We start from the raw sequence: 18,786 nt of genomic DNA on the forward strand, positions 1-18,786 counted from the left end.
GTTCGGCTCGCTCGGGCGAGGAGGGGTGTTACCTCGACGGCTCGACCGGTCGATCGGTCGAGGCCGGTTTCACGACGCGCGCCGGGATCCCGACCGCGACCACGCCGGCCGGGATATCCCGGGTGACGACGGCGTTGGCGCCGATCACGGCACCGTCGCCGATCGACACCCCGGGGAGCACCGTGACCCCTCGCCCGATCCAGACCTGGCGCCCGATCTCGATCGGACGGCTCTCATGTCCGGACCAACGCAGCGCACCATCCGTTCCGGTACGATGGTTGGCGTCCCGGATGCTGCTGTATTCGCCGATCATGCTGCCCTCGCCGATGTGGATCCGACCGAAGGCGACGAGATGAACCCCGCGCGAGATCACCACCTCGTCGCCGATCCGGATCTCGCCCGCGCCTTGGGTCTCGAGGTAGATGCCGGGGTAGAGATAGAGCTGGCGACCCAAGCGGATGTTGCCGGTGCCGTGGATTTCAGGGACGCCGAGCACCACCACCGATGTATCCAGCGGGGACGTGATTCGCTCGCGCAGACGTGCATGGCTCCAAAGGCGCCCGAGGGGCTCCAGAGCCCGACGTCGCAATCGGGCGACGGGAGTCAGCAGGGCAACCGCGAGACCTTTGATGCCTTTGCTCATGACGCGTCCTCCAATGCCTCGTACGCGACCGACATTCGGGCTACTTATACTCGATCAGGCGTCTTCGGCGTCCGGCGCGACGATCGCGGTAGTAGCTCAACTGGCCGATCAAAATCGGGATTTGCTGCAGGTGCGAGTGCACCCCGTAGAGCAGCCGGGTGACCAGGCTCGGATCCTTCCACTCCACCCGACGCGCGGTGCGTACGATCAGGCCCAGGTAGAAGGCAACCGGCAGCAGCAGCGGCCAGAGGCTCACCTGGACGACGGCGAGAACGATCCCGCCCAGCGCCGCAAGGATCAGGATGGCCGCGTGGATTCGATTGCGACGGACCTCCGCCGACCAGAGTGGGTGGTCGCTGTCGCGGAAGCGAGACGCGACCTCCGCATAGGCATGGCCGGCTCGTTCGGCGCGACGCCAATACTGTTCCCAACGGGTCATCGCCAGGTCGTGCAGGGTCATCGGCTGGTCGATATGCTCGATGCGGTAGCTTAGCGTGCGCAGCCGCTGACAGAGCTCGGGCTCCTCGCCGGCGATCAGGCGCTCGTCGAACCCGTTCACGCGATCCAAGGCGGCACGACGCATGAGCGCATCGCCGCCGCAGAACTCGCTTGGTCCCGGCGGATAGACCCAATCCAGATCCAGCACTCGGTTGTAGATCGACGCCTCCGGGTGCAGCTCGCGTCGATGTCCCCAGACGACGGCGACGTTCGGATCCTTCAGCAGCGGCAGGGCGCTCGCGACGAAATCCGGATCCAGGATGGTGTCGCCGTCGAGAAACAGGACGACGGGCGCCTGGGCGGCACGCCACCCGGCATTGCGCCCGAGCGCCGCGGATGGACGCTCCGGATGCACGACGATGACCTGGGCGCCGAGTGCGCTTGCTCGCTCGGCGCTCCCGTCTTTGGAGGCCGAGTCGACATAGATGATCTCGATCGGGCCGCGGATATCGCGCATGGCCTGAGCCGAACGGATACAGCGTACGAGACGCGACCCCTCGTTGCGGCCGATGATCACGACCGATAGCGCGTAGCCAGATCCATTCGGGTTCATGACGCGACTCCTTTGAAAAGACGCCGATAATCGGCGATGCGTGCTGCCGCGGAGAAACGGGTCGCCAGTTGCAGGTCGCCGCCGGCGACCAGTCGGTTCAGTGTCTGCTCGTCCGCCGTCTGAAAGGTCGCGAGGCGGCGAGCCAGGTCATCGGCGTCGTCGGAGCGAAAGCGCAGGCCGCTGATCCCGTCCTCGACCAAGGATCCGGCACCGCCGCTGTCCGGGACCAGCACAGGGATCCCCGCGGCCATCGCTTCCAGGATCGCAAGCCCGAAGGGCTCGACCGGACAGAGGTGCAGCAGGAGATCGCTCCGGGCCAGCTCTCCGGGCACGTCGTCGGAGAAACCGGCGAAGGTGACGTTCGAATGGGTCGCGCGGGCCCGCTCGCGCAAGGCATCCAGATCCCAGCCCGTTCCGAGAATTCGAAACTCGAGTGATCTCGGCCCCGCATGGCGGTCGAGCGCCTCCAGCAAGAGATCGACCCGTTTGATCGGATCGACGCGGGAGACGACCAGAACACGCCGAACACCGGGGATCGCGAACGACGGGCGGCGCGGGCGCGCGGCGACGTCCTCCGAGCCGAGAAAATTCTCGATGACGATGATCCGGTCGGCGCGCACGCCGTTGGCGACAAGTCGCTCGCGCACATACTCGGAGACCGCGACGAAGCGGACCCCGGTCGGGTTGAGCACCTTCTTTCGCCCGTAACTGTCGCGCTCGTCGGTGCCGCCGTGCACCATGTGGATGTGCATGCCGTGACGCCGATACAGGGCGTTCAGGGCGACAAAGAGGAGCGAGTGGGTGACCGCCGTCGCCGCAAAGGAGATCGCGCGGTGAGCGGAGAGCTCGCGGCGCAGCACGCGGGCGAGATCCCACGGGCTCGTGAAGGCGATGCTCGGCACGCCGCGTCGCTGCGACTCCGCGAGGACCGGACCCGGCGGCGCGCAGAGCAGCGGATCGACATCCGCCCCGAGACCCTCCAAGGTCGCGAGTGCCATGCGCTCCGTGCCGTAGAGGTTGCCACTGTGCAGAACGTACAAGAGCCGCGGCGTCATCGCGTTCCCCTTGGTCGGGATGTCGGTTGGGGTTGTCTGCGGCATTGCGATCGATTCGAGCCCCGCCGTGCACGGGCTGGGCGGCCGGCATCGCTCGTACCCCGGTCATGCGCGACCGAGACCATCTCGCGGGTCCGGTTGATTCTGACTCGATGAGTACGGCCGATCGGCGGCGCCATTGGAGGCGCCGGGAATCCGCACCCGGAATAGTAACAGAACGCGCAGCGCGCGCCTTTCTGGGCTGAGGCCTGCCCGACGGCGGGTCGCTTGGCGGGGATGGGTTCTCGGGGGGAGTCGTCTACCGAGACGCCGGCTGTCTGTTCCGGCGTGCGGCGGGTTGCCGACCCGGACATCCGGGTCGACTCGGCCGGACGGAGGTGCGTCCTATTGCCCCCATCCGAACAGCAGCCGCACCTCTTCGCCGCCCGGTGCGATGCCGACGTCCTGGTTGTCCGTACGTAGGCGAATCCGCACGCCGCGAACGCTCTGGAGCAAAAGATCGTCGGTGCTGACATCCGTTTCCGAGGGGTCGGCCAGCGCCGTGACATAGACGTCTTCGAGATCCATGAGGTCGGTCAGTCCTTGCACGTCTCCGGTCACGGTCACCGTCACACCGGCCGCTCCGCCGATGCCCAAGCCGTTCACTCTGACCTCGTAGGCATCGTCCCCGTAGGTGAGAATGCCCCGTTCCAGCTTTGCGCCGGCCGCCTCATTTAGATGGACGGGCTCAAACGCGAGCCGGCCGACGGTGTTCGGCGACGCGCCAGAGGCGCCCGTGGCGATCAGCAGGGCGAGTGCCGCCCCGGTCCAGTGCGTGATCGATTTCAAGGTTGTCATGGGGTTGAATCTCCCGAGTATCCGTAATTAGGGTTATTCGGCGTAGGCGATTAAATTCTCGCCGACGATGAGGTCAAGGGTGTCCTGCCGATCGCCCGTCCGCACCACGACGACGACTTCGTCAAGGTGGGCCGGCAGCTGCAGCTCGCCGACGAATCGGCCGTGCGCGTCGGTGAATGCATTCTGCAGCAGCCGCAGGCCGTTTGCTCCCTTGCTGTAGATACTGAGCAGCGCCGGGTTACCATCGTTCAACGCCAGGGCGATGTCCACCTCGGTCCAGCGGCCGGTCTCGTAACGGAATCCGGGATCGGGCTGAAGCGCGTCGATGTCCGCGCGGACCTCGGCGCTGTTGAGGGCTCCGGCCAAGACGAGGAGCGTCAGGCCAACGTTCACCAGCGAGATCGAAAGGGGGCGGCTGAGGGTCATGGTTGCAGTCCTATGGGCAAGTTGAGAAGTCGATAGGACATATACAGATTCCGTGCCATGCACAGTAAATTAAATAAGTATCTGTTTTAGAAAGCGAGATTCTGATCTCGCTGCATCCATTTGCCGGGTGTGGGGTGGCGCGGCTGCCAGATTTGCAGCGCGTTCGAGGTTGACCCTGCCGGTATGGCAGTCGCTTGCGGTCCGGTTCCCCAAGATCGGTCGTGAGGCCATCACCGGCTCGATGTGCGAAGGGCTGCCATGCCAATCCGGCAGAGATCTCGGGACATCCGCTGATCGCCGGCTCCTATGCATCGACCGGGGAAGCCGTATGATGTTCTCGCTCGATACGGCTCGGTCATCGGGAGAAGGAGACCCCGTGAGAACCATGGTTCGAGCCTTCGCGTACCCGAGTCGATCGCTCATGACTCTCATCGGGTTTAGAAACCCTGCCCCTTGTTTCGATTCGGACGAAAGGATCAGTCATGACCGACCACATCCTGCTGGTGAGTACGGACAAACAGGCCCGCCTCGACATGCCGGAGGTCCTACGTCGCTTCGGTTTTCAGGTCTCGGCCGTTGCGGACGGAAGCGACGCTCGGCGCCTCTTGTCCTGCGATGTGCCGGACTTGATCCTGTTGGACGATCCTTGGCCTAAAGACGTGGGCACCGACACGATGGAAGCCTGGGCCCAGGATCTCCCGATCCTCGTCCTCTGTGGCGGGGACCGCATGGAGGCTGCACTGCAGGCTTTGCGTCTCGGGGCGACCGAGTTTCTAGCCAAACCGGTGGACTCGGAAGAGCTGGCCGGCGCGGCGCGACGGATCATCGACAACGTCATCCTCTACCGGCGCGGCGAGTTCTACACCAGCGTTCTGCGGCACGAAGCCCCCAGCCTCTTGGTGGGCGAGAGTGCGCCGCTGCGGCGGCTGCTGGCCGACCTCAAGGCCGTGGCGGCGACGGAGGCGACGGTCCTGATCCTCGGCGAAAGCGGTGTCGGCAAGGAGAAGGTCGCCCAGGAAATCCATCGTCTGAGCCCGCGGGTCGAGGGTCCTCTGGTGGCGGTGGACTGCTGCTCGCTGCCCGAGACGCTGTTCGAGTCGGAGCTGTTCGGGCACGAGCGCGGGGCCTTTACGGGTGCGGCCCAGCGCAAGCCCGGGCTAATCGAGCAGGCGAAGGGCGGAACCCTGTTTCTGGACGAGATCGGCGAGATTCCGGCAACGATCCAGGCCAAGCTGTTGCGCGTCCTCGAGACCAAGCGGTTCCGTCGCCTCGGTGCCGCCACCGACATCCAGGCCGAGGTACGGATCGTGGCCGCCACCAATCGCGATCTCGACGGGATGGCCCAACGCGGCGAGTTCCGCCAGGATCTCTTATACCGACTCAATACCTTCGTGGTCTCGGTGCCGCCGTTGCGCGAACGTCGCGCGGACATTCCACCCCTCGTGCGGCACTTTCTCGCCCACCCGGGGCTTTCCAGGCGCGTTGTCAAGCGGGCGAGCGAGTCGGCCATGCGGCAGCTAACCGAGTACGACTGGCCTGGGAATGTCCGGGAGCTGCGTAATATCGTCGAGCGGGCGATTATCCTGTCGGGCAACAAGCTGAAGATCGATCCGGAACATCTCACCCTCGGTCGCACACCTGCGAGCGCGCCGAGCGGGGGCGTGACGCTGACGTTCGATGACGAGCCCACTCTCGCCGAGATCGAGCGGTGCTATCTGCAACTGCTGCTGGAGCGCCACGAAGGGCGCCGCTCGACGGTCGCGCGGGTATTGGGGATCGGCGAGCGTACGCTCTATCGGCTGCTGGCCGATTTGAAGGGGTCTTCGGAGCAGGGGTGAGGGGTGAGGGGTAAGTAAGCTGACGGCTGAAAGCTGATGGCTTGTTGTCGCTCATTTTGTTCCAAATGAATTTCTCAGAATGATCGCGCTGACCTTGCCTGAATTGTCCACCGCTGTGCAGGTCCCTGCCGACCAAACGGTCTTGGCTCGGTTCAGGCGACCCTAACGGCAGCAACCGGCCGTTTACGGATACTGATGCCTCGCCGGCCAGGGTCCGTAGTTCAGCGGATGGCGGAAGCTCCTCAGCTCCACGAGTCACATATACTGTCCCCGGAATCCGCAAGCATGCGAACCGCCAACGCATGGCGAAATTGGTGAGAACCGCTGTGCGGTGCGTCGACCTTGGCTCGCCGAAGCGGGTAACGCACGATTGAGCCGATAGCGTCCGAGCCGGGCTTAAAACCGCGGATCGGTGCCAGGGAACGCAGGAACAGATGCCGATCCTCGCTGCCGGGCCGCCCACGGCTCAAATACGCCGTGATGGCTTCACCCACGTCGGCGGGCATCGGCAACAGGCGTTCGTGTCTACCCTTGCCGTGCACGTGCAGGCAACCGGAATCCCAGTCGCAGTCGTCGAGCGTGAACGCAATGATTTCGTGAGCGCGAAGCCCCAGACGCGCCAACAGCAACAACACGGCGCGATCGCGCAGACCGAGCGACGTTCGCCGATCACAGCTGTCGATCGCGAGCTGCGCGTGCTCGGGTGATATCGCTCTTGGCAATGGCGGTGTCGTCGCCCACGTGGCTACTGAAGGCGCTGCGGCAACGAGGTTGGGCGCACTCTCACCGCGGTACTGCAAATAGCGAAGAAATGAGCGCAACGCGTTCACGACGCATTTCAGCGCCGGTGGTCTCATGCGCTTGGCCTGGCGTTGTATGAAGTCGATCGCGTCGACAGCGCACAGCGTGCGCAGATCGACCTCGCCGCCGCCGAAGCGCCCATCAAGGAACTGCCATGCGACCGCTCTGTAGCGTTCGATCGTCGCCGCCGCCAGTCCTTGCTGATCCTGCAGGTACTGGCCAAACGCGGCCGCAAGATTGTCGGCCGGTGTGAAATCGACGCGGGCGGCTTTGCACACACCCTGACCACGCAAGAATCGCAGCAGTTGAGTCACCTCGCACAGTTCACGGCGCCGGGTCTCGGCACGGACGGATCGATGTCGACGGCGACGCTGATACTGCTCGATGTGAATTTCGCTGAGATCAGCCAACGCCATGCGGCGTTTCTCCAACCAACGGTCGAACGCCAGTGCGTGCCTTGCCTTGATGTAGATGACGTTTGCCGCGAACCCCTGCTCGATCAACGAGGCGACAAACGGACCGAGATCGTCTGCCAGCGGACCGGCGGCGCGACCGACGAGTGCCGTGGCACTTTCATACGATGATTCCATGATGTTCTCCTTGCGGGCGGAATTGCCCTGCAAGAAGGATGGCTATGTCCCGCTTGAATCACACCCGGGCACGCCAGCCCAGCCGCTTTGACGACAACGGGATATAGTCAGTTGCGGGACATAGTCGATCCTATTGCCAGCTGGCAATAGGATCGACAGCACCGTGCGCTACTTGGGAGTGGAGGTTGACGACGCTCTCGACATCGCCGAGCACATCGAGTGCTGAGGGAGAGGCGGGTGCTCAGCCATTGACTGGGCGCCACTTGGGGGCTCTGCTCATGGGTCCCGGCGCGGAACCCATTCTCAGCCCGGATCCTTGAGCACGTCTTCCAGCGTCCCGCACTCCAGGACGCGATCGGCCCAAACCTCGAGTTCCGCCTCGCCCGCCTGCTCGAGGCGCGCCTCGGCCCAGGTCGGCAGTGCTCCGAAGCGCCGGATCAACAACCGGCGCAGCAGCCTTGCCTCTCCCCGGGACAATCCTTCCTTGATGCCTTGCTGAATCCCTTGCTCCAGTCCCTGTTGTTTCCACTCCTCGGTCCAGGTCTTCACCCGTTCGGCCAACATGGCGCGCATCTCCTGAAGATTGTTGACGTTCGGTAGCTTGGCGCCGGGAACTCGCGCCGGCAGCAGCACGCGTTTGAGCCAGACGACGAAGGCACGGCGCAGACTGTCCTGCTCGGGTGCGGCGAGCCAATCAATCAGACTCGCCAGGACCCTGTCGATATCCTTGGGCCGGCGACTGTTCTCGAGCCGGAACAAGGCGGCGGCGACATTGCGCTGTCCCGCCAGCTCGGTCTCCGCAAGCCGCTGCTCGTCGAGCAGCAGATAGCGGATCTGCGGCTGCCATCGGCGCAGCTGCTCGGGTAGGTCCGGCTCGATCAGCGCGTCGAGACTGGTCTTGGCCCACCAGGATTTCTCGCCATTGTAGAGGACGATCGGCAACACCGGAGGCAGCGGGCTTCCCGAGGGGATCTCGCCGGCGGCGGCCAGGTCCTGATAGAGCAGTCCGACATCGATCAACAGCCGCACCGCCATGAGGCGATCGACGCTCGACTGAAACTCCAGCAGCAAATAAATGTAGACCCAGCGCTCGCCCCAGCGCAGCCGCCAGATCATGTCGTCCTCGCGCTCGCGAAGGTCGTGGCTGACGCCGATCTCGCAGACGCGCTGCAGAGTCGTGAAGTCCAATTGCTCGACCCAATCCTCGTGCACGAAGCCTCGGATCAAGTCCGCAACCAGATCGCGATGCGAGAACAGGAGCTTGTAGGAAGGATCGTGTTCGGCTATCCGGGAGAGCGGGATATTTCCGTCGTTTCAGAACAATACCCCAAACCGACCCGCATGATAGCGAACGCGCGCGGGAGATGCCTCAAGAGCGTCGGCAAGCTGCCGCTCAGGACAGACCGCTGCCTGACAGGTAGATCCTGGTTGCGGACAGCCTGACCTGGTATCGGGGTGACCGGATCCCATCCCAGAGCCGCCGCGTCGACGTCCGTAATTTGGAGCAACCTCAAGAGAGCGGATGCTGCTCTCGTCTTACAAGGGCACGATCGCGCACACACGGCGACCTCTGTTGACTGCGTCAGCGGCGAGAAATGCCCCGCTTCAAAGACTCACTCGACGGCGGCGACCGGCGAGAACGATCACCAGCCAGCGAACTCAGATTGCATCGCGATGCGATAGCCGATCGCCCGATAGCCCTGTTGCCGTCGAGCCCACATTCGCAGCAATGTTGGATGGCCGGTGTCGACGAAGTCGATGATGCGGATGTCGGTCTTCGATGCGTGCCCCCGATGCAGTCGGCCGGCGTATTGCTGCAAGCTTCCCTTCCAGGAGATCGGCATTGCCAAGACCAAGGTGTCGAGCGGTGGGTGGTCGAACCCCTCTCCGACAAGTTTTCCGATGGCCAGCACCACCCTTGGCGCCTCTGGCGGGAGTGCATTGAGCTGCGCAATCGTCTCGGATCGATGCCGACGCGGCATTCGGCCATGCAGGACAAAAGGCGCTGGTGCAATGCCGTCCAAAGCCTTGCGCAGGGACGACAAATGGTCGGCTCGCTCGGTCAGCACCAGGATCTTACGTCCCTGTTGAAAGCGTTCGAGAACGGTGGCTGCGATGGCCCGGGTGCGCGTCCCGTCCATCGCCAGGTGGCGGAAGATTCCGTGAATGGCGGCATCCGCCGGCAGCTCGATCGGTGTCTGCAGCTCGTGGGGGATGACCGCGAGGTCGTGTGGAGCATCGGGCGGCGTGGCGGCCGTGTGCCGCAGCGGTCCACACTGCATGAAGATGATGGGATCCTGCCCGTCGCGGCGTGTCGGTGTTGCGCTCAGTCCCAGGACATATCGGGCTCTGACGCGCTTCAGGATCGCCTCGAAGGATCGTGCGCTGATGTGGTGGCACTCATCGACGATCACCTGGCCGTAATCCTCGACGAGCGACTTGACCTCGCCCTTGTGCGAAAGGGATTGCATCACCGCAATGTCGATCTGACCGCTGGGCTTGGTCTTGCCGCCACCGATGATGCCAACCCGATCGCGTCCGACGTCCAGGAACGCCAGCAGACGCTCATGCCATTGCTCGAGCAGGTCCGTGCGGTTCACCAGAATCAGCGAATTGACTCTCCGCCGGGCGATGAGCGCCGCGGCCACGACGGTTTTACCGAAGGCGGTCGGGGCGCTGAGCACACCCGTCTCATGCTTCAACATGGCCGTGACGGCGGCTTCCTGATCGGGGCGCAGCTCGCCCTGGAAGTGCAATGCGATTGCGTGTCCAGCAAACCGCTCGTCATGCAGGTCCGCCTGGATCCCGTTGTCACTCAGAAGCTCCAGCGCGGCATCCAGGCAGCCGCGCGGCAGCGCCAGATGCTGCGGGTAGCTCTCGGCGCAGCCGATCACCCGAGGTTTGCCCCAAACCGACAGGCGCATCGCCTGCGACCGATAGAAATCCGGATTCTGGAAGGCGGCAAGCCGGATCAGGCGGTTCGCGAGCGGCTGTGGGAGCTGTGCTCTTTCGAGGTAGACGCCGTTGGCCAGCGTGATCCCAATCCGCTTGGGCAAAGGACCAGGGAGCCTCTTGCTCGGCGGCTTTGGAGGCTTCCATGGCCGCGCCAGATCCTCCTCGTCGATGAAGCTCACATCCAGTGGCTGAGCACCGCCGACCGCCTTCAGGATCGTCGGCTCGATGGCCCGCGGATCCATATGCCGCACGGAGGCGAGGAAGGTCCACTGGTCTGCATAGGTGCACCAGTCGCGGTCGACGAAGAGACTGTGCTGTTGCGCGCGCGGCGCCTTCTGCAAGGGCAAAGCGATCAGGTTGCCGAAGCCACCCTTGGGCAGCCGGTCCTGATTGGGAAAGAGCCGGTCGTAGGAGCTCAGCCTGAGCTGTCGGGTCCTCGCGCACGTGTGGCTGATGAGGGCGGCGCCGAGCCGTCGGACATCGCTCGCCAGAACGCCATCGGCGAAGAAGATCCAGGCGTGTGCGCCTTCACCCGAGCGGGAAATCTCAAGCGCGACCGGGACGCCAAGCTCATCGCATGACTGCGCAAAGGCTAGGGCGTCCTGTCGCCATTCCGCCTCGTCGAAATCGACCGCGAGGAAATGGCAGCGATCATCCTCGAGCAGGGGATAGACGCCGATCGTGTGCTTGCCCGTCAGATGGCCGTAGATGACGGTATCGGTCAGTGGGAGGAGTATGAGAACAGGTGCCGTAGACGTGAGCCATGACTGGATCGACAGGCTTCGATTGGACTTCAATCGGATGGACAAAGCAGACCCTCAGATCAGGGCGATCTGGCTCTGCAGGAACCCGGCGACGCCGGGTAGCCCCTGGCGTCGCATCGTGTCGATGAAGGTCTCCGCCGTGAGCGGTGGATTCTTGAGTGCCGCACGCTGGAGCTTCGCCGCCGTCGTCACAACCGCCGGATCGAGATCGACCAAATCGAGGATGAAGTCGTCGGGATGACGCACATCGATGTCAAAGTCGGCGAGCGCCTCCTGTGGAAAATCTCGGAGATTCATCGTGACGATGACCTGGGCACCGGACCGGATGGCGGCCGCCAGCACATGTCGGTCGTTCGGATCGGGAAGGAAAAGCTGGTCGATCAAGTCCCCGTAGCCCGTGACCAGACAATCCGGAACGGCCTGGTTGATGAGCGTCATCGTCCGTTGCAGATTGGCCTCATCGAGCTCGGGCCGGTGTCGCAGCAGGGCCGTCAACCATTCGTGCTGGATCTCCTCCGTCCAGCGGGCGTGAAAACGCCGCGTCTGAGCCAGCCGGATCATCAAATCCCGCAGCGGCGCCGGATAAAACAGGCACGCATCGTAGATGACCGTGAAGCTCGCCACCTAATACCCCAGACCCAATTCCTGAGCCTGGGCCGCAAGCTCATCTGCGGCATCGGCAGTCTGTTGATCGAGCCCTTCGCGATAGGCCATCAGATCGGAAAAACGGACACGACGATGCCGACCGACCTTGTAGAAGGGAATGGCGCCGCCCTCCAGTTGTTTGACCAGGAATGGGCGGGAGACATTGAGCAGATCGGCAGCCTGCTGGGTCGTCAGCTCCGCGTGAATCGGAACCAGTGACACCGCGTTCCCCTGCGCCATCTGATTCAGGATGTCGACCAGCATGTGAATCGCCGAGACGGGCACTGTCACATCGGTCTCGCCATCGATCAGCCGCAGCCGAGCCGACTCGCCTCGCCCAATGCAGGCGGCCAGCAAACGGCTACTCTCCAGCGCCAACGACACCTCGGCCTCCGTTGGCATCCGCACCCCGGGGTAGACCGGTGCAGCATGACTCATCGCTCGGTTCCTCTGTTCGATCACTTGAGGCAAAGTATAGTGCAATCTCGCCCGCAATCGAAACATTCGAAACACTGCGATCCACCCAGCTGCGCGTGGCCCGGGTTTCCCGACCTCGCGCCTGCAGCCCGCGAGCTCTCAGGCGCTTCAGAGACTGCAATATGACGTCAAGCGAACGCAGACCTGGACTCACTGACCGACCGCTCCTGGGGCCGTGCTGCCCATGAGCAGTCAAAAGGCGGTGCCTGCTTTGAGGCCGAACCGGACATCCAAGCGCGGGTCCCGCACCGGGCAACGAAGCAGATGCGTCAGGGTGCGTCTTGGTAATCTACCCCGAAATCCTGCAGCCAGGTTCGGAAACGCTGCACTTTCGTCTCCAGTGAACATGTCGGCGGGAGCGTGTCCAGATAGTGGCCGAAGGCGACACGGAGGTCGGTTTGCTCCTCCTCGTCGAGACTGTCCCAAGGGCGTAGCTCCCTTTCCGTTTTGTTCAAAGCGTCTCTCCTCTGTCGAAAGGACTGCGATCGATTGATTCGTCCCGAGAAACTCGTCGAAATGCATGTCATGAGACCCGCCACAGGAGAAGGTGAGCCAGATCATGCCGTTGAAAGTGTTGAGCGACGTGGAGCGAAGATAAAGCGTCGATTGCATTCATCATAACTCCTTCATCGCGTTTAGCAGAGGGCCGATAGGCTCCTCGGGGATGACCGTGCGGTCGGTAGCCCAGCCGTCATGTGCGTGCAGTGCGCTTCGACTGCGCGGACGCCCACCATTCGGGTGCTGCGAGGGAAGAGACCCGCGTCGAGAGCCGGAACAAACTCCAGGGGGCGTTGGTCGCCGAGGCATGGATCCCGAGAACTCGGACGCTGCCGCTTCCGGTTTGCCTTCCGCGGGATGTCCGACGACCGCTCTCGGCTCGAGACCAGGCTGTGCCGGCCGGGCGGCGAACTGCGGGCCTGGAGCGCTGTCTGCTGCGCAGTTCTCATAAGTATGCCCATCGCCGCGTCGTGGAGCGTGACTCGTTCGGGCACTCGCTGGCTGTGGCGCAGCACGACGGCCTCCCGACACGGCTCATGGATTGAACCTACTCGTCCTTCGGCGCACTGCACTTCGCCACCGCCGACATTGAGCAATTTAACCGCGACGGCGCAATCCGAGGCGCCAACGATCTGCACACCCACGAGTTGGTGCCGGAGCGGCCGGCGGAGCGGCTGGCGCGTGCGGGTGCCAACGTCTTCTCCGTAGAGATGCTGTCGGAGACAGTCACGTCCGAGCAGGAACTGGACGCGCTCTGCCCGCGACCCTGCGCGCTGTTCGTCGAGCCGCCCTCCATCAACGATGGCATCGTCAATCAGTTCGCCTTCCTCTCGGTGACGTTGGCCCCCAAGGGCACCATGGAGCACTGGCTCGCCGAGCATCCGGGCCTCGCACGCAAGATCGTCATCCCCGCCGGCCTCGAGTGGGAGATCCGCGACAAGCTGGATCAGTACAACGTCACCGAGCGGGTGCTGTTCCCGGGGTTGGAGGGGCTGACAGCGTGGCTCAAGCGCCATTACAGTCCAAAGGAAGCGGATCGAGCGCCAAAGAGGGGTTCACGAAGAAGCGGAATAGATGTCTCTAGGGGCCTGTCCGACTGACGCTCTGGACTCGACCCTGGCGGCCGCGTTTGGCAGAAGGGATACCGCGTGGACAAGAATGCACGCGCAGGTCCGCTTTCGGCACGAGCCAAGGGTCGGGGCTGCATTGGCTACGGTCCGCTTGCGACCCCCCGTAGCTGACGTCAGCCATCTAGGCAGCGCAAGGCTCAGCCGGGCCGGCGGAGCGTTAGCGGAGATTGCGTCTGGGGGGATAATTCATCACACCGGCACGAGCTTCCCATAAGGAATAAAGATGAGGTTTGCAAGCGCGAGCCCGATGAGCACCCAAATCGTTATTTGCATGCCCAACACCCTGCGTTTCAAATGACTCGTCAACATAGCCCTAGCATGTATCACCCTTCCAACCAAGAGCAGAACCCCCAGAGAATGAACCAGAACCAAGAAGGCTCCATTATATTCGAGCGCAAACAACAGCAGTAAAGAGATCGGTAGATATTCCAGCGCATTCGACTGCGCTGCCATCGCAGTCTTCAATTCCGCATCGCCGCCATCACCTACGCTTACTTGCTTTGTCCGCCTCACCTTGATCACATTTAGAGATAGCCAGACGATCAGGAATGCCGAAAGCGACGCGTATATTGCTGATGTCACGTTGGAGTCCTCACGTTCATTGTCTACCGGTTATTGGACGACGGGAGAGCCGGTCCGGTTGCCCGTATTGGAGATACTTGCGCTGAACGGCATGTTTGCTACGAGCCGGATCCTCCAGCGGAGGTGGCAGGACGAAGCACCATCACCATTGACCACGGCGCTGCGACCATGTGCTAGCGTGGCCGCCCACCATCAAACCCTACCGGATCGGGGCTCAGCCCATGGTCGCAGACAAGATCGATCAGCAACAAGAACAAGGGACCGGTGACCCGGGCGAGGTCTTCCGCGCCTTTCTCAAGCTCGGGCTGACTTCCTTCGGCGGCCCCATCGCCCACCTCGGCTACTTTCGCCACGAGCTGGTGCTGCGCCGGCGCTGGCTGAGCGAGGCGGCCTATGCCGACCTGGTCGCCCTATGCCAGTTCCTGCCGGGACCGGCGAGCAGCCAGGTGGGGTTCGCGCTCGGGTACTTGCGCGGCGGCTTGGCGGGTGCACTGCTGGCGTGGGCAGCGTTCACGCTGCCGTCGGCCGCGCTGCTGCTGGCGTTCGCGTTCGGTGCCGATGCCTTTGCCGGCCCGATTGGGCAGGACGTGATCCATGGTCTCAAGCTGGTGGCGGTGGCGGTCGTCGCCCAGGCGGTCTGGGGGATGGCGCGCACGCTCGCGCCCGACCGGGAACGGGCGACGATCGCGCTCGCCGCCGTGCTGATCGTCGTCTTCGTTCCGACCGCGTTCGGACAGATCGCCGCAATCGCCGCAGGGGCTGTTGCCGGGATTCTCCGGTGTCGTCGGGTCGATCGGAATGCCGCCGGGCACCTGCCCGTTTCGATCTCCCGGCGCGCCGGGATGCTGCTCCTCGCGTTGTTCGTCCTGTTGTTGCTCGGACTGCCCGCGATCGCCGCCTTGTGGTCCCTGCCGGGGCTCGCTCTGTTCGAGGCCTTCTACCGGGCCGGCGCCCTGGTCTTCGGCGGCGGGCACGTGGTGCTGCCGCTTCTCGAGACGCGGTTGGTCGAGTCCGGCTGGGTGAGCGGCGACGCCTTCCTCGCCGGCTATGGTGCGGCGCAGGCGGTGCCCGGTCCGCTGTTTACGTTTGCGGCCTACCTCGGTGCAGTCATGGAGCCGGGACCGAACGGGATTCTCGGCGCGAGCATCGCACTGCTCGGCATTTTTCTGCCGGGTATGCTGGTGTTGATGGGTGTGCTGCCGTTCTGGGACGGGCTGCGCCAGGATCGCAGTGCCCGCGCCGCCATGGCCGGCACCAACGCCGCGGTGGTCGGCATCCTGGGTGGAGCGCTCTACCATCCGGTATGGACCAGCGCAGTGGCGTCGCCATCGGATTTCGCCGTCGCGTTGACCGCCTTCATCCTGCTCACGGCCTGGCAAGCGCCTCCCTGGCTGGTGGTCATGGTCACGGTGCTCGCTGCGGCGGCGCTTGGCCTCGTCTCGCAACCCGTCTGAACATTCCCGGCGGTCATGGGTTCCCGTTCTGCGGTCGCCTACTCGAACGCCGCCGCTTCCCGCTCACGGTAGGTCTGGTGGGCGTTGCGCCTCGACATGCCGGCCGTCTATGGCATCTTGGAACCCTATGTCTTCCTTCGCCGCCGCGTGCCAGCTGGTAGGTTTCGTGCCGGGTGCTTGGCCGGCTTTTTCGTCCGGTCTTGCCGCAGTCGCCGCTTGTTGGCCGAGTCTCTCCCCCCAAGCCTCGCGGATCCAGTGACCGGTTCGCGCAGCGTGGTGTGGATCCCGTCGACCCACCGGTCGGCGTATCGGCTGTCCTCCGGCGAACGGCTTGCTCAGTCCCGGTTCGCCTCGCTCCACTGCGCCTTCAGCCGACTCAAGGCGCTGGGGGACAGCCCCTTGGCCGCGTGCCCGACCAGCACATCCAGCGCCTCCATTGCCTCTGCAAGATCCCCGCTGGACATCCCCTTCGGAGACAGCCGGGGCAGCGCGGCGGCCACCCGCGCACGACGCCTTACATCCGGCGGCGCCGGTTGCGAGTTGAGCTTCACCCCGCTCCCGGAGCGGTCCCGCACCATCGGCACCTGCACCTGGCTCGGACCGACCGCGGTGAGGATCTCGCGTGCCGGCAGGCCACCGTTGCGCACCACCGCGCGCCCCGGCGCATCAGCTCCTCCAGGGCAGTCCCACCTCGGCGAGGGCCGGCTCCTCGACCCGACTTGCACGGCCCGCACGCTTGCTCGTATCGTTACCCACGGCGCACCTCTTCGTTGCTGTTGTGTGTCTGAACAACCACGTTGTCGACAACGGTGCGCCGCCTTCCAAGCCTCTCGGTGCCTCGGGGTCATCCACCGGATTCGATCATTGCTCCGGTCGAACCGGTCTTACCCGCCGCCGTTCGGATTCGGCACCGCTTCCCTCGCGATCGGATCACAAAGGGCATCTCCATGCGACTCATTGCCATCGAAGAACATACGGTGCATCCCGGGGTCGCCGCGGCGAGCGCGGCGCGCTCGGAAACGATGCTTCCCCACTTTGCTCAGGCGTTTGCGCCGGACGATGGATCGCCGCCGAGTGCCATCGCCGACAAACTGATGGACCTCGACGAAGGCCGTCTCGCGGACATGGACGCCGAGGGTATCGACATGCAGGTCCTGTCGAATCTCTCCACCCAGCTCCTGCCCGCGGCGATCGCACCCGAGCTTGTTCGCGACGTGAATGATCGGTTGGCGGCGGCCTGTCGACGTCATCCCGACCGCTTCGCCGCATTCGCCTCGCTGCCGACCTCGGCCCCCGCGGCGGCAGGGGACGAACTGCGACGCGCCGTTCAGGAACTGGGACTCCGGGGTGCCATGATCCACGGCCGCACCAACGACGCGTTCCTGTCGGCCGAGCCCTTCGACGTCCTCCTCAAGGCGGCGGCCGATCTCCGGGTGCCGATTTACCTCCACCCCGGACTGCCGACCCAAGCGACCAGTGCCGACAACTACGAGCAGGGACTGAAGCCGATCGTGGCCGCGCGATTCGCCACGGGCGCTTGGGGCTGGCACAGCGAAACCGGCGTCCATTTCCTGAATATCGTCCTCGGCGGCGTGCTCGACCGCTACCCCACGCTGCAATTCATCCTCGGCCACTGGGGCGAGATGGTGCCCTGGTTCCTGTATCGGCTCGACGAGGCGCTGCCCCGCCGGGTCACCGGGCTCGACCGCACCATCGTCGAGTATGTGAGACAGAACGTCTATTACACCCCGAGCGGGATGTTCACCATCGAGCACCTGCGCTTTTGTGCGGACGTTTTGGGGACCGACCGCTGCATCTTCTCGGTGGACTACCCCTTCGTGAGCGGCGACAGGGCGCGATCGTTTCTCGGCACCTGCGGTCTCCCGGACGACGCCGTCCAGGCCATCGCGCATGCGAACGCGGAACGGTTGCTGGGCCTAGCGCGGGAATCGCCGGCATCGAGCGACGGGAGCGACGGGGCGCTGGGGCATTGATGGCCTAAATACCGGGGCGGACACGGCGGAAGGAGCCCGGCAAAGCGGGAAAGGCACGCACCGCCGTGCCGAGCGTCGCGTGCGGGGCGCGTTGACGCCGCTTTACGCGAGTCTTCGGACAAGGCGGGGCGCCGAACCCTGCTTAGGATCTTCCCGTCGCGGTTCTCTTCCGCCAACAGGCGGGGTATTTCCGCGGGTCCGCCGGCGGTCTGGACGGTCGCGGATCCGGGTCGTGTGCGATCGCAACTCGGTCTCGCGCCGTACCCAGCGAGCCTTGCTGCCCGCGGGCCAGGCAGCTTTGCCGTTGTTGGCGATGGCCGAGGTACTACCCCGGGGTCGCGTAGATGTCCTGCAGCCAGGTCGGGTACGCATCGCGTACCTTTTCCGTGGTGACCTGACGGGTTACCAATGGGGTTGTCCCGACGCCTCTCCCCATCGGGATGGCGACGGTGGTGGACTGGCTGGGTAACGGTGCGATTTGGAGGGAACGCGATGCGAAACCCTACGGGTCTGAATATGTCACGCGTTGGTAGGCCGAGCGTCGGCCGTCCGCGCGACTGCGGACTCCGGCCGGCGAAACTCCAGCGTCTGGAACTGGCCGACAACGACCTTTCGGGGCCGCAAGACTGAACGGCCGCGACTGACCGCTGATGGGGCACAGCGATCGGTCGGCTGGCTCGACTCGGTGTCCGGTCCGGGTCGTGCCCTGTCTCTCCGAAGCGCGGCCACCAGGTTCTGCATACCGCGTCTGCCGGCTGCGGGAGCGACTCGGCTCGGCCTCGGGTTTTGGCCGGTTGCTACCGTTAGGGTCGCCTGAACCGACTCAAGGCCAGCTGGACTGCATGCAGCCGCAGAAGCGGTGGACGAATCCGGTAGCGACAGCGCGGATGATTCCGAGGAATTCTTGTGGAATAAGGTGACCGACAACACCGATGGTCCCGCCGTCGGATCGCGCGGCCTTGCACTCAAGGGCCGGGGACGGTTTGCAGGCCATCGTGCCGCGCATTCACGTCCGCCTGTCGGACGTGCTAGCCTACCGGATATCC

Annotated in this window: 16 protein-coding genes and 1 pseudogene; 4 read left to right on the top strand and 13 right to left on the bottom strand. The window is 64.4% G+C overall.

Translation table 11 applies throughout. From position 1 onward, the window contains the following. Positions 1-28 precede the first annotated feature (28 nt). The 5 genes from AADX97_RS17740 to AADX97_RS17760 all read right to left on the bottom strand — a co-directional run bounded on the left by AADX97_RS17740 (position 29) and on the right by AADX97_RS17760 (position 4,012). Positions 29-643 (bottom strand): acyltransferase, encoded by a 615-nt coding sequence (locus tag AADX97_RS17740; protein ID WP_374234921.1) that lies wholly within the window; start codon positions 641-643, stop codon positions 29-31. Positions 644-683: 40 nt separating this feature from the next. Further along, positions 684-1,694 carry a glycosyltransferase family 2 protein gene (locus tag AADX97_RS17745; protein WP_374234920.1) on the bottom strand — a complete coding sequence of 337 codons (1,011 nt, stop codon included), beginning with the start codon at positions 1,692-1,694 and terminating at the stop codon, positions 684-686. Further along, on the bottom strand, positions 1,691-2,794 hold the full coding sequence (locus AADX97_RS17750; RefSeq protein ID WP_374234919.1) for a glycosyltransferase family 4 protein: 1,104 nt from the start codon (positions 2,792-2,794) through the stop codon (positions 1,691-1,693). Before AADX97_RS17750 ends, AADX97_RS17745 begins: the two co-directional genes overlap by 4 nt. A gap of 339 nt (positions 2,795-3,133) precedes the next feature. Next, positions 3,134-3,586 carry a hypothetical protein gene (locus AADX97_RS17755; RefSeq protein WP_374234918.1) on the bottom strand — a complete coding sequence of 151 codons (453 nt, stop codon included), beginning with the start codon at positions 3,584-3,586 and terminating at the stop codon, positions 3,134-3,136. Between the two features lie 33 nt (positions 3,587-3,619). Continuing rightward, positions 3,620-4,012, bottom strand: coding sequence for a hypothetical protein (locus AADX97_RS17760; protein WP_374234917.1), 393 nt, complete (start codon positions 4,010-4,012; stop codon positions 3,620-3,622). 482 nt (positions 4,013-4,494) lie between these two features. Here AADX97_RS17760 and AADX97_RS17765 point away from each other — a divergent pair, with 482 nt between their 5' ends. Continuing rightward, positions 4,495-5,850 carry a sigma-54-dependent transcriptional regulator gene (locus AADX97_RS17765; RefSeq protein WP_374234916.1) on the top strand — a complete coding sequence of 452 codons (1,356 nt, stop codon included), beginning with the start codon at positions 4,495-4,497 and terminating at the stop codon, positions 5,848-5,850. A 242-nt stretch (positions 5,851-6,092) separates the two neighbouring features. On the opposite strand, the gene AADX97_RS17770 is transcribed toward AADX97_RS17765, so the two are convergent. From AADX97_RS17770 to AADX97_RS17795, 6 genes are all read right to left on the bottom strand, one after another. Beyond that, positions 6,093-7,241 carry a tyrosine-type recombinase/integrase gene (locus tag AADX97_RS17770; protein WP_374234915.1) on the bottom strand — a complete coding sequence of 383 codons (1,149 nt, stop codon included), beginning with the start codon at positions 7,239-7,241 and terminating at the stop codon, positions 6,093-6,095. A gap of 303 nt (positions 7,242-7,544) precedes the next feature. Continuing rightward, on the bottom strand, positions 7,545-8,528 hold the full coding sequence (locus tag AADX97_RS17775) for an Rpn family recombination-promoting nuclease/putative transposase (protein ID WP_374234939.1): 984 nt from the start codon (positions 8,526-8,528) through the stop codon (positions 7,545-7,547). Positions 8,529-8,884: 356 nt separating this feature from the next. Further along, entirely contained in the window at positions 8,885-11,005 is a 2,121-nt protein-coding gene (locus tag AADX97_RS17780) for a DEAD/DEAH box helicase family protein (RefSeq protein WP_374234914.1), read from the bottom strand. Between the two features lie 9 nt (positions 11,006-11,014). Beyond that, positions 11,015-11,584, bottom strand: a complete 570-nt coding sequence (locus AADX97_RS17785) for a PIN domain-containing protein (protein WP_374234913.1) — start codon at positions 11,582-11,584, stop codon at positions 11,015-11,017. Continuing rightward, positions 11,585-12,043, bottom strand: coding sequence for a helix-turn-helix domain-containing protein (locus tag AADX97_RS17790; protein ID WP_374234912.1), 459 nt, complete (start codon positions 12,041-12,043; stop codon positions 11,585-11,587). It lies immediately after the preceding gene. Positions 12,044-12,351: 308 nt separating this feature from the next. After that, a complete protein-coding gene (locus tag AADX97_RS17795; protein WP_374234911.1) occupies positions 12,352-12,537 on the bottom strand; it encodes a hypothetical protein in 186 nt (61 codons plus the stop codon). 693 nt (positions 12,538-13,230) lie between these two features. Between AADX97_RS17795 and AADX97_RS17800 the strand changes: the two genes are divergently transcribed. Next, positions 13,231-13,680: a hypothetical protein gene (locus AADX97_RS17800; protein WP_374234910.1), complete on the top strand. Its 450-nt coding sequence runs from the start codon at positions 13,231-13,233 to the stop codon at positions 13,678-13,680. Between the two features lie 219 nt (positions 13,681-13,899). On the opposite strand, the gene AADX97_RS17805 is transcribed toward AADX97_RS17800, so the two are convergent. Beyond that, positions 13,900-14,292, bottom strand: a complete 393-nt coding sequence (locus AADX97_RS17805; RefSeq protein ID WP_374234909.1) for an MAPEG family protein — start codon at positions 14,290-14,292, stop codon at positions 13,900-13,902. A 221-nt stretch (positions 14,293-14,513) separates the two neighbouring features. On the opposite strand from AADX97_RS17805, the gene chrA reads away from it, so the two are divergent. Further along, on the top strand, positions 14,514-15,746 hold the full coding sequence (gene chrA / locus AADX97_RS17810) for a chromate efflux transporter (protein WP_374234908.1): 1,233 nt from the start codon (positions 14,514-14,516) through the stop codon (positions 15,744-15,746). 266 nt (positions 15,747-16,012) lie between these two features. Here the strand turns inward: chrA and AADX97_RS17815 are convergent. Beyond that, a pseudogene (locus tag AADX97_RS17815) lies at positions 16,013-16,402 on the bottom strand (IS256 family transposase); the annotation flags it as partial. Between the two features lie 291 nt (positions 16,403-16,693). Between AADX97_RS17815 and AADX97_RS17820 the strand changes: the two are divergent. Then, positions 16,694-17,740: an amidohydrolase family protein gene (locus AADX97_RS17820; RefSeq protein WP_374234907.1), complete on the top strand. Its 1,047-nt coding sequence runs from the start codon at positions 16,694-16,696 to the stop codon at positions 17,738-17,740. Positions 17,741-18,786 lie beyond the last annotated feature (1,046 nt).

Origin of the sequence: Thiocapsa sp. C2-2m (assembly GCF_041903745.1) — a bacterium.
In the GTDB taxonomy this organism is placed as follows: Bacteria; Pseudomonadota; Gammaproteobacteria; order Chromatiales; family Chromatiaceae; genus Thiocapsa; species Thiocapsa roseilacustris.

Coding starts and splice junctions, on each gene's coding strand:
- AADX97_RS17760 (WP_374234917.1), bottom strand. CDS start 4,012: ATGACCCTCAGCCGCCCCCTTTCGATCTCGCTGGTGAACGTTGGCCTG.
- AADX97_RS17750 (WP_374234919.1), bottom strand. CDS start 2,794: ATGCCGCAGACAACCCCAACCGACATCCCGACCAAGGGGAACGCGATG.
- AADX97_RS17820 (WP_374234907.1), top strand. CDS start 16,694: ATGCGACTCATTGCCATCGAAGAACATACGGTGCATCCCGGGGTCGCC.
- AADX97_RS17755 (WP_374234918.1), bottom strand. CDS start 3,586: ATGACAACCTTGAAATCGATCACGCACTGGACCGGGGCGGCACTCGCC.
- AADX97_RS17745 (WP_374234920.1), bottom strand. CDS start 1,694: ATGAACCCGAATGGATCTGGCTACGCGCTATCGGTCGTGATCATCGGC.
- AADX97_RS17770 (WP_374234915.1), bottom strand. CDS start 7,241: ATGGAATCATCGTATGAAAGTGCCACGGCACTCGTCGGTCGCGCCGCC.
- AADX97_RS17765 (WP_374234916.1), top strand. CDS start 4,495: ATGACCGACCACATCCTGCTGGTGAGTACGGACAAACAGGCCCGCCTC.
- AADX97_RS17790 (WP_374234912.1), bottom strand. CDS start 12,043: ATGAGTCATGCTGCACCGGTCTACCCCGGGGTGCGGATGCCAACGGAG.
- AADX97_RS17740 (WP_374234921.1), bottom strand. CDS start 643: ATGAGCAAAGGCATCAAAGGTCTCGCGGTTGCCCTGCTGACTCCCGTC.
- chrA (WP_374234908.1), top strand. CDS start 14,514: ATGGTCGCAGACAAGATCGATCAGCAACAAGAACAAGGGACCGGTGAC.